This window comes from Gilliamella sp. X-60 (genome assembly GCF_057063585.1).
Genome location: NZ_JBXSQJ010000001.1, coordinates 62,245 through 75,536 on the forward strand (window position 1 = coordinate 62,245; position 13,292 = coordinate 75,536).

At 34.9% G+C, this 13,292-nt stretch carries 15 protein-coding genes; 6 read left to right on the forward strand and 9 right to left on the reverse strand.

Annotated elements, in window-relative coordinates; all coding sequences use genetic code 11:
• Positions 1–166 precede the first annotated feature (166 nt).
• The 5 genes from ACYIAM_RS00295 to sucC form a co-directional block, all read right to left on the reverse strand.
• Positions 167–277: a cytochrome bd oxidase small subunit, CydX/CbdX family gene (locus tag ACYIAM_RS00295; RefSeq protein ID WP_174797350.1), complete on the reverse strand. Its 111-nt coding sequence runs from the start codon at positions 275–277 to the stop codon at positions 167–169.
• A gap of 9 nt (positions 278–286) precedes the next feature.
• Positions 287–1,423, reverse strand: a complete 1,137-nt coding sequence (gene cydB, locus ACYIAM_RS00300; protein WP_483746855.1) for a cytochrome d ubiquinol oxidase subunit II — start codon at positions 1,421–1,423, stop codon at positions 287–289.
• A gap of 19 nt (positions 1,424–1,442) precedes the next feature.
• Positions 1,443–3,014, reverse strand: coding sequence for a cytochrome ubiquinol oxidase subunit I (locus ACYIAM_RS00305; protein WP_174797352.1), 1,572 nt, complete (start codon positions 3,012–3,014; stop codon positions 1,443–1,445).
• A gap of 100 nt (positions 3,015–3,114) precedes the next feature.
• Entirely contained in the window at positions 3,115–3,987 is an 873-nt protein-coding gene (gene sucD / locus ACYIAM_RS00310; RefSeq protein WP_483746856.1) for a succinate--CoA ligase subunit alpha, read from the reverse strand.
• 27 nt (positions 3,988–4,014) lie between these two features.
• Positions 4,015–5,172 (reverse strand): ADP-forming succinate--CoA ligase subunit beta, encoded by a 1,158-nt coding sequence (gene sucC / locus ACYIAM_RS00315; protein WP_483746857.1) that lies wholly within the window; start codon positions 5,170–5,172, stop codon positions 4,015–4,017.
• 176 nt (positions 5,173–5,348) lie between these two features.
• Here sucC and fldA point away from each other — a divergent pair, with 176 nt between their 5' ends.
• The 5 genes from fldA (at position 5,349) to cls (ending at position 8,958) form a co-directional block, all read left to right on the forward strand.
• Positions 5,349–5,861, forward strand: a complete 513-nt coding sequence (gene fldA, locus ACYIAM_RS00320) for a flavodoxin FldA (protein WP_174797355.1) — start codon at positions 5,349–5,351, stop codon at positions 5,859–5,861.
• Between the two features lie 77 nt (positions 5,862–5,938).
• Positions 5,939–6,391, forward strand: a complete 453-nt coding sequence (gene fur, locus ACYIAM_RS00325) for a ferric iron uptake transcriptional regulator (RefSeq protein WP_065637350.1) — start codon at positions 5,939–5,941, stop codon at positions 6,389–6,391.
• 70 nt (positions 6,392–6,461) lie between these two features.
• Positions 6,462–7,007, forward strand: a complete 546-nt coding sequence (locus ACYIAM_RS00330; protein WP_174797356.1) for an inner membrane-spanning protein YciB — start codon at positions 6,462–6,464, stop codon at positions 7,005–7,007.
• A 25-nt stretch (positions 7,008–7,032) separates the two neighbouring features.
• Positions 7,033–7,488 (forward strand): acyl-CoA thioester hydrolase YciA, encoded by a 456-nt coding sequence (yciA, locus tag ACYIAM_RS00335; RefSeq protein WP_065637352.1) that lies wholly within the window; start codon positions 7,033–7,035, stop codon positions 7,486–7,488.
• Positions 7,489–7,494: 6 nt separating this feature from the next.
• Positions 7,495–8,958 (forward strand): cardiolipin synthase, encoded by a 1,464-nt coding sequence (cls, locus tag ACYIAM_RS00340; protein ID WP_483746858.1) that lies wholly within the window; start codon positions 7,495–7,497, stop codon positions 8,956–8,958.
• 42 nt (positions 8,959–9,000) lie between these two features.
• Here cls and cpdA read toward each other — a convergent pair whose 3' ends face one another.
• Positions 9,001–9,831, reverse strand: a complete 831-nt coding sequence (gene cpdA / locus ACYIAM_RS00345) for a 3',5'-cyclic-AMP phosphodiesterase (protein ID WP_483746859.1) — start codon at positions 9,829–9,831, stop codon at positions 9,001–9,003.
• Between the two features lie 169 nt (positions 9,832–10,000).
• Positions 10,001–10,630 (reverse strand): ADP-ribose diphosphatase, encoded by a 630-nt coding sequence (gene nudF, locus ACYIAM_RS00350; protein WP_174797359.1) that lies wholly within the window; start codon positions 10,628–10,630, stop codon positions 10,001–10,003.
• A 139-nt stretch (positions 10,631–10,769) separates the two neighbouring features.
• Here nudF and tolC point away from each other — a divergent pair, with 139 nt between their 5' ends.
• On the forward strand, positions 10,770–12,116 hold the full coding sequence (gene tolC / locus ACYIAM_RS00355; protein ID WP_174797360.1) for an outer membrane channel protein TolC: 1,347 nt from the start codon (positions 10,770–10,772) through the stop codon (positions 12,114–12,116).
• Between the two features lie 186 nt (positions 12,117–12,302).
• On the opposite strand, the gene ACYIAM_RS00360 is transcribed toward tolC, so the two are convergent.
• Together ACYIAM_RS00360 and ACYIAM_RS00365 are read right to left on the reverse strand one after the other, a co-directional pair.
• Positions 12,303–12,614, reverse strand: a complete 312-nt coding sequence (locus ACYIAM_RS00360) for a hypothetical protein (RefSeq protein WP_483746860.1) — start codon at positions 12,612–12,614, stop codon at positions 12,303–12,305.
• 120 nt (positions 12,615–12,734) lie between these two features.
• The gene (locus ACYIAM_RS00365; protein WP_483746861.1) at positions 12,735–13,184 is read right to left on the reverse strand and encodes a hypothetical protein; all 450 of its coding nucleotides are present in this window, start codon (positions 13,182–13,184) and stop codon (positions 12,735–12,737) included.
• Positions 13,185–13,292 lie beyond the last annotated feature (108 nt).

The following is a 13,292-nucleotide window of genomic DNA, read 5'->3' on the forward strand; positions in this document are numbered from 1 at the left end:
CACTAATTAAATTTGAGACTATTATATCTGAATACAAAATTCGCTGCACTATGATATGAAAAAAACCAAATGAAAACAATTATCATTTATCATTTATTTTTAACAGCCATACATAAAAATAAAAAGGTGGCTATTTGCCACCTTTTTTATTACTTTTTAAATCATATTATTTGTTATTAGACTCTTTTTCGCTACTGTCTCGCTCAACCCATAAGCCAATTATAGCTGATAGCATACACGCAGCAATAAGTCCTATAAACCATAAAACGTAATACATAATAGTTCCTTAATAAAGAGAATGTTTATTATTTTCGATATGATTTTTATCCAGTCTTCCAAACATTTTAATATATGACCAAATGGTATAAAAAAGAACAATAGGCAAAAATATAAGAACAACAACAAACATAATATTAAGTGTTAATTGACTTGATGATGCATCCCATATTGTCAAACTTGCATTTGGCATAATGCTTGAAGGCATAATGAATGGGAAAGTTGCAATACCATAGGTGAATAGAACACACGCAATGGTTAATGCTGATGAAATAAATACTAATGCATTTTTATTTAAACTAGAAAAAAGAATGGTTAATAGTGGTAACATTACCCCTGAAGCAGGCACTATCCATAAAATAGGATAATTCATATAGTTAGCTAACCACGATGCATCAGTAGATACTGTTTTATTCAATGGATTAGATGCGGCATTATAATCAATGACACTAGTAACTTCATAACCATGAATACCAAATGCCACCCAAACACCTGCTAACACAAATGCAATTAGCATAACCAAACTAGCGATTTGTGTAGCTTTTCTAGCTCTTAAATAGAGCTCGCCCGATGTTTTCATTTGTAACCATGCTCCACCATGAGCAACAAATAACATTAAACTCACAACACCTGTCAATAGTGCAAAAGGATTAAGCAAACCGAAGAAATTACCATCATAAAACACTCGATAAGAGTTATCAAACCTAAACGGAACACCCTCTAATAAGTTGCCAAAAGCGACACCAAAAACGAGTGCAGGTACAAAGCTACCTGCAAAAATGCCACCATCCCATAAATTACGCCATTTTGAGTTCTCTAGTTTACTACGATAATCAAAACCGATTGGTCTAAAAAACAGCGCGCAAAGCACTAAAATCATCGCAATATAAAAACCAGAAAATGACGCAGCATAGGCCATAGGCCAAGCGGCAAATATTCCCGCCCCAGCAGTAATTAACCAAACTTGGTTGCCATCCCAATGAGGAGCAATTGCATTAATCATAATACGACGTTCCGTATCTGTTTTACCGATAAAAGGTAATAAAATACCCACGCCCATATCAAAACCATCTGTGACAACAAAACCGATTAAAACAACACTAATCAGCACCCACCAGATGACGCGTACAATTTCGTAATCAATCATTGTGTATACTCCCTATGCCCTATTTTGTTATCGGTTGTGTTTTTTCATAATGATAGTTGCCCGTCCCTAACGAACTTGGTCCTAAGCGAGCAAACTTAAACATTAAGAATAATTCAGCAACTAAGAACAATGTATAAAGCCCACAAATAAGTACCATAGTGAATAACACTTCACCCGCTGTTAATGATGAATTGGCCACTCCAGTCGGTAAAATATCTTGAATCGCCCAAGGTTGACGTCCATATTCTGCAACAAACCAACCAGATTCACAAGCTAACCATGGGAACGGTAAAAATAGGACTAATAAACGATGTAACCAACGTTTTTCACCAATTTTATTTTTATAAGTTACCCATAATGCAAACCCCGTACCAAGAATCATTAGCAGACCTAAACCAACCATGACTCTAAACGCCCAAAATAGTGGCCATACTGTAGGAATTGAGTCCTCTGTCGCAGCTTTAATATGTTCTTCAGTCGCTTGAGGAATAGTTAGATTATCACGATCAGTAAAGCGTTTGACCAGATAACCATAGCCTAAATCAGCTTTATTATCCTCGAATGCTTTAAGGACGTCAGGATCTTGATTACCTTGTTGGATTTTTTCTAAATTTGTATAAGCTAAAATACCTTTACGAATCCTCGTTTCGTTATTCGCTAATATATCTTTTAAACCTGTTACTTGCGTGTCCAATGAACGCGTGGCCATTATGCCCATTGCATAAGGAATTTCTATTGCAAATAAATTTTCTTTATTCTTTTGTGATGGAAAGGCAATAGCATTGAATGATGCAGGTGCAGGTTGAGTTTCCCATTCAGCTTCAATGGCAGCAAGTTTAGCAGGTTGGACAGTTGTCAGTTCGTGCCCCGCTTCATCGCCCATAATAGCTACTGCAATTGACATGATAAGACCAAAGGGAGCAGCTACAGCAAAAGAACGTTTTGCAAATCCGACATCCCGTTTTTTTAGTAAATAATAAGAGCTGATGCTTAATACAAAGATCGCACCGGTCAAATAACCAGCAGCAACGGTATGAACAAATTTATATTGAGCAACGGTGTTAGTAATCAACTCAAAAAAGTTCGCCATTTCCATGCGTGAATTAATTGGGTTAAATTCAGATCCCACTGGGAATTGCATCCAACCATTAGCAACTAAGATCCAAAGTGCTGAAAGATTAGAACCAAATGCAACACACCAAGTTACCATTAAATGTTTACCACGGCTTAATCTATCCCAACCAAAAAAGAACAAACCTACCATGGTTGATTCTAAGAAAAATGCCATTAAACCTTCAATGGCTAATGGCGCACCAAAAATATCACCCACATAATGTGAATAATAAGACCAGTTAGTACCAAATTGAAATTCCATGGTCAAGCCAGTTGCGACCCCAACGGCGAAGTTGATAGCAAACAGCTTACCCCAGAATTTTGTCATATCTTTCCAAACTTGCTTGCCACTAACAACGTATACCGTTTCCATAATTGCTAGCATAAACGCTAAACCCAGCGTTAATGGTACAAAAATAAAATGATACATTGCAGTGAGTGCAAACTGGAGACGTGAAATTTCTACTATATCTAACATAAACGCTCCCTAAATCTTAAATGCTCACAAATTTTTTACGTTATTGATGAACATTATACACAGATAATTACAAAATAATAATTGATATACATCAAAAAAACTATATCGCAATTTGTTTTTTTACAGCATCGCCGATTTCGGCAAGACTTGTTACAACTGTAATACCTGCCGATTGCAATGCTTTAGATTTTTCCGCCGCGGTGCCTTTATTACCCGAAATAATGGCTCCTGCATGCCCCATGCGTTTGCCTGATGGGGCAGAAATACCCGCAATATAAGCAATCACAGGTTTAGTTACGTGCTTTTTAACATATTCAGCAGCTTCTTCTTCGGCACTCCCACCAATCTCGCCGATCATCACAATAACTTCAGTTTTAGGATCTTGTTCAAGTAACGCTAAAATAGAAATAAAATCGCTACCTGGAATAGGATCACCGCCGATGCCCACACACACAGATTGCCCTAAACCGATATCGGTTGTTTGTTTAACCGCTTCATAAGTTAAGGTACCGGAACGAGAAACAATTCCTACCTTTCCTGCACGATGGATATGACCTGGCATAATACCTATTTTACATTCATCAGGGACAATAATTCCCGGACAGTTCGGTCCAATCATTACAACATCATTTAACTGTAATTTTTCTTTAACAACAAGCATATCTAGAGTTGGGATACCTTCAGTAATACAAACAATGAGTTTAATACCTGCATCAATTGCTTCTAAAATCGAATCTTTACCAAAGGCTGCTGGCACATAAATGACACTTGCTGTTGCACCTGTTGCTTCAACCGCTTCTTTAACTGTATTAAAAACGGGTAAACCTAAATGAATTGTACCACCTTTGCCTGGCGTTACGCCACCGACTAACTTGGTACCATAATCAAGTGCTTGCTGTGAATGGAAAGATCCTTGACTCCCAGTGAATCCTTGGCAGATAACTTTGGTTTCTTTATTAACTAAAATTGACATAATAACTATTCTCCACGCACCCTATCATTAAGCAACAGCGACAATTTTTTGGGCCGCATCGGTTAAACTTTCTGCAGTAATAACATTTAATTTACTTTTCGCTAAAATTTCTCGAGCAAGCGGAGCATTATTACCTTCAAGACGGACAACAACGGGAACAGTCAGGCCTATTTCTTTAATTGCACTAATAACGCCATCGGCAATTAAATCACAACGAACAATGCCACCAAAAATATTAACCAAAATCGCTTTCACATTTGTATCAGATAATATTAACTTAAATGCTTCAGCAACGCGTTCTCTCGTTGTACCTCCACCGACATCCAAAAAGTTGGCTGGTTCACCACCATATAGTTTAATAATATCCATAGTTGCCATCGCAAGACCTGCGCCATTAACCATACAGCCAATATTGCCATTTAATGATACATAGCTAATACCTTGTTTTGCAGCAATTGACTCACGCTCATCCTCTTGAGTTGTATCTCTTAAAATAGTTAAATTAGGATGCCTAAAAAGCGCGTTATCGTCTAAAACAACTTTTGCATCTAAACAAATGAGTTCTTCTGAATCAGTAATCACTAACGGATTGATTTCAGCTAGTGAAACATCATTTTCTAAAAAGAGTTTTGCTAAATTAACAAATAATTTTGTAAACTGATTAACTAATTTTCCTGTTAACCCCAATTTAAACGCAAGTTCACGACCTTGATAAGCACAAGGACCGGTTAAAGGATCAAGTGAGGTTTTATAAATTAAGTGTGGTGATTTTTCGGCAACGCTTTCTATATCAACCCCCCCCTCTGTCGATGCCATAATCACAATACGCTTCGAACTGCGATCGACCACCGCCCCTAAATACAGTTCTTTGTGAATATTAGACGCCTTTTCAATTAAAATCTTATTAACTGGCTGACCTTTATCGGTGGTTTGATAAGTAACAAGGTATTGCCCCAACCAATTTTCAGCAAATTGCTTTATTTCATCATAATTTTGAGTACATATAACGCCACCGGCTTTACCTCTCCCGCCTGCATGAACTTGACATTTAGCAACCCAAGAACCTGAAGGTAATTGAGCTAATATATCTTGTATTTCACCAATTGAGTTACAAACGTACCCTTCTGGCACGGGTAAATTATATTGCTTAAAAAGATATTTAGATTGATATTCATGCAAATTCATAAAGAAATTCCATAGCCAATGTTAATATGAAAACAGGTAGTAATTCTAATGCAAGATGAATAAATTGTATAGCAAATAATAACTTATGTTCTGTGCAATTTAGAACGATTGCTGATAATAAATGACAATGATATACTCCTAAAATATTTAATAAGGTAAATAGTAAAGGTACAAATATGAAACAAGTTGGTATTTTTTTTGGTAGTGACACAGGTAATACAGAAAATGTAGCAAAGCAAATCCAACTCATTTTGGGTAGTGACAAAGCTGAACTTTTCGACATTGCAAAAGCCTCTAAAGAGAACATTGAACAATACAATTACCTATTTTTTGGTATTCCAACTTGGTACTATGGTGAGTCTCAAGCAGACTGGGACGACTTTTTCCCCAATTTAGAAAAAATAAATTTTAGTGGTAAAACCGTGGCGATTTTTGGTTGTGGCGATCAAGAAGACTATGCCGAATATTTTTGTGATGCCATGGGAACACTTCGCGATATTATTGAGCCTAAAGGTGCCAAAATTGTTGGGCATTGGTCAACTGAAGGTTATAGTTTTGAAGCGTCAAAAAGTTTAGTTGACGACACACATTTCGTTGGTTTAGCAATTGACGAAGATCGTCAACCAGAATTAACTGAACAGAGAATCAACAATTGGGTGAACCAAGTTAAAACCGAAATGAAAATTTAATCTATTAAAATGATTTCTTTTATTTACCGTATATAGTTCCTATAATAGGTAATTATTCATCACTAATGGGAAGTAATATGACAAATCATGATAATAATGCGGCACTCAAAAGCGCTGGTTTAAAGGTTACACTACCTCGATTAAAGATTTTAGAGTTATTACGAGATCCTTCATGTCAACATATTACAGTAGAAGATCTTTATAAAAAACTACTTGATATGGGTGAAGAAATCGGGCTTGCAACCGTTTATCGTGTTTTGAATCAATTTGACGATGCAGGAATTGTTACTCGCCATAACTTTGAGGGTGGCAAAGCAGTTTTCGAACTAGCTACACAGCAACATCACGATCATTTAATTTGTTTAGATTGTGGCGAAGTATTTGAGTTTCGCGATGATATTATTAATGCGAGACAAAAAGAAATCGCCGAACAATATGGTGTAAAATTGACTTTTCACAGTTTATATCTTTATGGGCATTGTCAATCTGGCAACTGTAAAGCGCATCCTGAACTTCATCACAAAAAATAAGCCTATTCCAATAGGCTTTTTACTTATTTTTAAATATGACAACTTACCTTTTTATTAGGTTAACAATCAAATGAAACAGCTTTTAAACTTTATTCCTCTGGTGTTCTTTTTTGTTTTTCTAACCATGTATGATGTCTTTGTTGGCGTTCAAGCATTGATGATCGCCGCAACAGTATGCTTTCTTCTCATTCTTATTCTATATAGAAAAATAGATAAAGTAGAATTGATCTCTTATCTAATGATCATGGTTTTCGGTGGATTTACACTTTATTTGCGTGACCCGAATATAATCAAATGGAAAGTCACTATTATTAATTTTTTATTTGCCACAGCCTTATTAATTAGCCAATACTTTTTCAAAAAAAACCTACTTCAAAAAATGCTAGGCAAAGAAATACAGCTTGATACTGCTATTTGGAATAAACTAAATTTATTATGGATCTTCTTTTTTATATTATGTGGCGCCATTAGTTTAGGTGCAACCTATTACACGACGGACGATTTCTTTTGGATATTTAAAGTATTTATTTTACCTGGCGCATCGTTACTATTATCGTTAATATCAGGTATTTATATTTACAAAAATATGAATAAAGATATAGATAATAAACAATAAGTTATAACAAACGGAGTATTTTAGCATGACACAAGATACAACCCCTAAAGGTCAATTAGTGCTTAGAACGCTTGCCATGCCGGCTGATACCAATCCTCACGGACACATTTTTGGTGGGTGGATCATGTCTCAAATGGATCTTGCTGGTGGTATTTTATCAAAAGAGATCGCAAGAAATCGGGTTGTAACAGTTAATGCTAGTAGCATTACATTTTACAAACCAGCAATGGTAGGTGATGTTGTTTGTTGTTATGCACATTGCATCAAAACAGGAAAAACATCAATCACGATAGGTATTGAAGTTTGGGTTAAAAAAGTCATTGATACATCTGACACTACACAACGTTTTTGCATAACAGATGCTGTATTCACTTATGTTTCAGTAGATAAACATAATAACCCAAAACCATTACCTGAGGTTTTTCAACATTATGATTGTACTAAAGATCCAATAGCTAAACTGAATCTAATTCATAGCTAAGTAAATATGCAATTTACCTCATTTCATGCTTTAATCAGTACTTTGATCTTCCTTGTTTATTGGCTGATTATTGTTTCAACAACATTACGAATTGTCTTCAAACGAAGACCAACGACTTATGTTATTGCATGGATGTTAGTCATTTATATCTTACCACTTGTTGGTGTGTTCCTTTATTTTACACTGGGTGAAGCTCACTTAGGGCAGCAACGCGCTAAGCGAGCGCAAAAAATGCGTCCAACGATTTCTAAGTTTATTAACCGACTAAGTGACTTTCCAGATATCTTCACTAAAAACGTAAGCCAAGTCAGCAAGCCGATTTTCCAGCTTTGTAAACACCAAACAGGGCTTGATGGAATTAATGGTAATCATATTGAGCTATTGAGTGAAACAAACGTCATTTTCGACCGCTTAATTGATGATATCAATCGAGCAACGTCCAATATTGAAATGGTATTTTATATCTGGAATGAAGGCGGTCGGGCTGATGATGTCGAGCAAGCACTCATTCAAGCAACTAAACGAGGCGTAACTTGTCGATTAATGGTTGATTCTGCTGGTAGCCGACATTTTATTAAGTCCAACGCAAGTAAAAGAATGCGTGATGCTGGTATTACCATTATTGAAGCTTTACAAGTCAACTTGCTTCGATTTATGTTTCGACGTCTGGACTTACGTCAACACCGCAAAGTAGCTATTATCGATAACTATATCACTTATACTGGCAGCATGAATATTGTCGATCCACGTTTTTTTAAACAAAATAAACATGTTGGCGAATGGGTTGATATCATGGTTAGAGTAAGTGGTCCAGTTACAACACTTATGGGCGCTATATATGCCTGCGATTGGCAGCTAGAAACAGGCAAATATTTAGCCCTACCACAAATCACTGATTTTGCCGAACCACCAGAAGATAAAAAACACATTATGCAATTAATCGCATCAGGTCCTGGCTATATGGAAAGCATGATACACCAAGTATTATTAACGGCAATTTATTCAGCGCAAGAACAAATTATTTTTACTACACCTTATTTAGTACCGACTGATGATATTTTACACGCTGTATGCACCGCAACTCAGCGAGGTGTTGAAGTCATCATCATTATTCCCAAAAATATTGATTCACTAATGGTAAAATGGGCAAGCCGGGCTTTCTTTTCAGAGTTATTAAACGGTGGTGTCAAACTTTATCAATTCAAAGATAACTTATTACATACCAAAAGTGTTTTAATCGATAATCAATTAAGCCTTGTTGGCACTGTAAATTTAGATATGCGCAGCTTATGGCTTAATTTTGAAATTACAACTGTAATTGATGATGCAGAATTTGCTCAGTCACTATCAATTCTCTTACAAAAATATTTATCTCATTCAGATAAAATAAGTACTGAAAAATGGAACCAACGCCCAATTTGGCAACGCATTGTTGAACGACTATTTTACTGTTTTGCTCCTTTGCTATGATTTTTAAGTTAATTTTAAGCTCTCAGCTATTATTACTAGTTGTTAATAACCACTTTGAGAAACATCGGGTAAAAACTGATTATCCGCTAAACGATAAACTTCGCTCTCGATAGAACCATCAACATTAAGTGTGATTTCTCGCCAACCTGGCGCATCATCACTAGATACTCGAAAATCATAACATTCAGGTTTAAATTGAAAACACGTTGAAGGAGTTGAAAATGCGTGACAATGATGCCAAACATAATCTTGTTTTTGATGAATGTGTCCCCAACCTATTCCCTTTACATTAACATTTTTTTGAATAATTTGCTCGAGTTGATCACTATTTTTTAAAATATGGTGATCTAACCAATGACATCCAGAATTAATTGGATGATGGTGTAAAAAAACTAATGCATTTCGAGCAAAATGCTCAGTTAAAGCATTTTGTAAAAATTCAAGTTCAGCTTCTGGTAAAAATCCATATGCTTGACCAATAACTTGGCTGTTTAATAAAACAACCAGCCAGTTATCCCCCAATAACACTATTTTATGATCAGCCAGCTGATAATTTGCAAACACATCTTGCATACTAGCATAGTTATCATGGTTGCCAGCTAACCACACACAAGGCGTATTAAACTTGTTTATTTGCTCGGCAAAACGGGCATAAGCTTTTTTAGAACCATCTTGTACAAAGTCACCTGTTGCCACAATCAAATCAAACTGCTTATTATTACGTCCAATTTCATTGATAACTGCTAAAAAACTTGCATTGGAATTAATACCAAGCAATGAACCATCTTCATCAGCAAAAAGATGAGTATCAGTTATATGCAATATTTTACCGTAATTTTTATTACGAATTGGAAGTTTTAACAATGACCTCAAAATTCACTCCAATTACTTATCAATCTATAATTATGGTTAATAGTGTCAGCAACAAAATAGGCATTGTGACAGGCAACATAATTTTTATTATAAATCTTAGTGTTATACAAAAGTGTAAAACAGTTCACACTTTTATGAAAGAAATAATTAAATTTGAATACTAAAAAAGTTATTCCCACTCTTTTTTTAATAATTGATAATTAAGTTCTAGCCATTGAAGCGCAATAATTGATGCAGCATTGTTAATCACTCCATCTTTCATCCATTGATAAGCTTGATTGCGACCAACAACATGAACTTTAATATCTTCGCTTTCTTCAGCAAGACCATGAATACCTTTGGCTGTTGATGAATCGACTTCACCCACTAAAATATGCAATTGTTCTGTTAACCCACCGGGTGATGCTAAATAACTGATGATAGGTTTACATCGACCAATAACGACTCCAGCTTCCTCCATTGCTTCACGTTTTGCTACTTCTTCAAATGATTCATTTTCATGATCTATCATGCCTGCAATGAGTTCTAGCATCCAAGGACTATCTTGCGTTTCAATAGCGGCAATCCGAATTTGTTCAATTAGCACAACTTCATCACGTTTTGCATCATATGCTAAAAGCACAACTGCATGTCCACGTTCTAAAATTTCGCGTGTTACAACCTCGCTCATTGAACCATCAAATTTGCGATATTGAAAACGATATTCAAACAAAGAAAAAAAACCTTTATACAAGATTCGTTTAGTTAGATTAAATACATCATTTTTGTCAAAATGTACCGGATTATTTTTAATTTTCATATATATTCTCGATTTTAAAATGAATTTGAATAAAAAGTGCGAATGGCATGCAAACTATGCTTACTATATACTAATTATCTGTTAAAATTATGCCATTAAAAATACTACTATATTTTAATGATTTTTAAAGAGAAGATTAATGAAAAAAACTTTAACCTTTTTAATTGGCTTAGCATTAAGTCAATCTGTCTTTGCTGAAAATTTAATTCAAGTTTATGAACAAGCAAAAGAAACCAACCCAGATCTGCGCAGTTCATTAGCTGAAAAAAATAAAGCATACGCGGCAATTTCAGGTTCTCGAGCGAGTTTACTACCGCAAGTTGGTTTAAGTGCTTCTTACGGTGTAACTCATGGTCGACGTGATACGAGTGGTATAAAATCCAAAAGTGGCAATTTATACCAAGTAACGGCATCTCAAAGCATTTTTAATTTCTCAAATTGGAAAGCCTTAGATATTACTAAAAAACAAGCAAGTGTTGCCGATATTGCTTATCAATACCAAGGTCAAACATTAATCTTAAATACTTCTGTTGCTTATTTTAATGTACTAAAAGCACTGGATGCATTGAGCTTTATTGATGCCCAGAAAAAAGCCATTGGACGTCAGTTAGAACAAACTCGTCAACAACATCAAGTTGGTTTAGTCGCCATTACTGATGTACAAAATGCCCAAGCTAACTATGACCTAACTGTTGCACAACAAGTTAACGCATTAAATGAACTAAACAATGCCATCGAAGATTTACGTCAAGTCAGTGGTCGTTTTTATTCTAATTTAGCAAGCGTTAACACCAACACTTTTAGAACGGAAAAACCAACGCAAATCAGTACATTGTTAAAGCAATCCGAAGCATCTAATCTTAATTTATTAACAATGAAATTAAATCGAGACATCGCACGTGAACAGATCAGACTTTCACAAGCAGGCCATCTGCCTACAGCAAGTGTAGATGCATCAACTAATTTAAATAAAACTGATAGATATGGTAATAACATAGCGCCAGGTGCACATGGTGGTAAATCTTATTCAGGAAATAACTATGTTGGTGTCAGTGTAAATCTACCTATCTTTTCGGGTGGTGCAACAATATCTAAAGTTGAACAAGCACAACAAAATTACGTGAGTTTCAGCGAAAAACTAGAAAGTACCAATCGTGGCGTAATTAATCAAGTACGTTCATCATACAACAATATTTCATCATCAATAAGTGCAATCAAAGCTTATCAACAAGCAGTAGTTTCTGCACAAAGTTCATTAGAAGCCAATAATTCAGGTTATCAAGTTGGAACACGAACAATTGTTGACGTATTAAATGCCACAACCCAGCTATACAATTCTAAACGAAATTTATCTGATGCAAAATATAATTATCTAACTAGCTTACTCCAATTAAAATATGCAGTAGGAACCTTAACTGCTAACGATTTAGTTTATCTAAACAATATGTTAGGTAAAGAAGTGAGCACTTTAGTGACGATAAAATAACTATTGGTTTTTTTATGACAACTGTTAAAAAGGCGAGCAAATCGCCTTTTTAACAGTTATTTAATAATTTAATATTTAAAAATCACATATCCTGCTAACTTTAACTTTGTTAATCATATTCTGCTATTTTAATTAAAAATATAGTAAACGCGAATTTTGTAACACGCTCCGATAAAACAGGTAAGCTTATATCCTAAATGTATCATTTGCTCGATAATAATTTATTTCGTCAATAAACCAATTATCATCATGTCCATAATTCGATTTATTTTGGGCTATATAGTCTAATGAACCAACTAACATCCACCCTCTTAAATTTAATCCTTGAACGATAAAAGGCATTTCCATACCCTCTTCATCCAGATATATTTCATCATCATTTAAATCTTGAATATAATCCCATGGAATATAATAAAACTCTGTATGTTTTGGATCACTATTCCACAATTCTAAGTTTGCATAAATCCATTCACCTTGATCTAAAAGATAGAGGTTCATGATTAATTCATCTATAGACTTAAAGCTATTCATTAGTATTTTTAAATTTGAATAGACAAAACAAAGTGTAAATATCCATTTTTCATAATAAAATTTTTAGGCGTTACCTGTTTCGGGATTTTATCTATCGATTTCACCACCAACAAACAGATCATCTGGTAATTCAGTGACAAATGTATGACTTAAATTCAAATCACCACCGACAGATAAGTTATTTGGCAATCGGGTTATTTGAGTATAACCAAGCCCTAAGTCACCACCGACAATAAGATTATTAGGCAATTGAGAAATGGCTGTTTCGCTTAAATCTAAATCACCGCCAACCATTAAATCATCAGGTAAAGCTGTGATCGCATTATTACATATATATAAATCACCATAGACAGTTAATTTTTTAGGCATTTTATAAACTGATCCATCAGGCCAATAAAAATCGCCCATTACAGTCAAATAGTCGCATAATTCACTGACTGACGCACCAACCAAATCCAAGCTTTCATAAATATACAATATACCATCACGTGCTGAGTAAATAACCCCATGCTTATTTAAATAATCAAAAAAATTCATTACACTTCCTAATATTTTTAGGTCAAAATTTTATATAATACCTACCGGAACTATTAAAATATCACATAAAAAATATCTATTTGTCATATCGAGAAATAGCGGACTTAG

Coding starts and splice junctions, on each gene's coding strand:
- cls (WP_483746858.1), top strand. CDS start 7,495: ATGCAATTTACCTCATTTCATGCTTTAATCAGTACTTTGATCTTCCTT.
- fldA (WP_174797355.1), top strand. CDS start 5,349: ATGAAACAAGTTGGTATTTTTTTTGGTAGTGACACAGGTAATACAGAA.
- ACYIAM_RS00295 (WP_174797350.1), bottom strand. CDS start 277: ATGTATTACGTTTTATGGTTTATAGGACTTATTGCTGCGTGTATGCTA.
- fur (WP_065637350.1), top strand. CDS start 5,939: ATGACAAATCATGATAATAATGCGGCACTCAAAAGCGCTGGTTTAAAG.
- ACYIAM_RS00365 (WP_483746861.1), bottom strand. CDS start 13,184: ATGAATTTTTTTGATTATTTAAATAAGCATGGGGTTATTTACTCAGCA.
- sucD (WP_483746856.1), bottom strand. CDS start 3,987: ATGTCAATTTTAGTTAATAAAGAAACCAAAGTTATCTGCCAAGGATTC.
- ACYIAM_RS00330 (WP_174797356.1), top strand. CDS start 6,462: ATGAAACAGCTTTTAAACTTTATTCCTCTGGTGTTCTTTTTTGTTTTT.
- sucC (WP_483746857.1), bottom strand. CDS start 5,172: ATGAATTTGCATGAATATCAATCTAAATATCTTTTTAAGCAATATAAT.
- ACYIAM_RS00305 (WP_174797352.1), bottom strand. CDS start 3,014: ATGTTAGATATAGTAGAAATTTCACGTCTCCAGTTTGCACTCACTGCA.
- yciA (WP_065637352.1), top strand. CDS start 7,033: ATGACACAAGATACAACCCCTAAAGGTCAATTAGTGCTTAGAACGCTT.
- cydB (WP_483746855.1), bottom strand. CDS start 1,423: ATGATTGATTACGAAATTGTACGCGTCATCTGGTGGGTGCTGATTAGT.
- nudF (WP_174797359.1), bottom strand. CDS start 10,630: ATGAAAATTAAAAATAATCCGGTACATTTTGACAAAAATGATGTATTT.
- ACYIAM_RS00360 (WP_483746860.1), bottom strand. CDS start 12,614: ATGAACCTCTATCTTTTAGATCAAGGTGAATGGATTTATGCAAACTTA.
- tolC (WP_174797360.1), top strand. CDS start 10,770: ATGAAAAAAACTTTAACCTTTTTAATTGGCTTAGCATTAAGTCAATCT.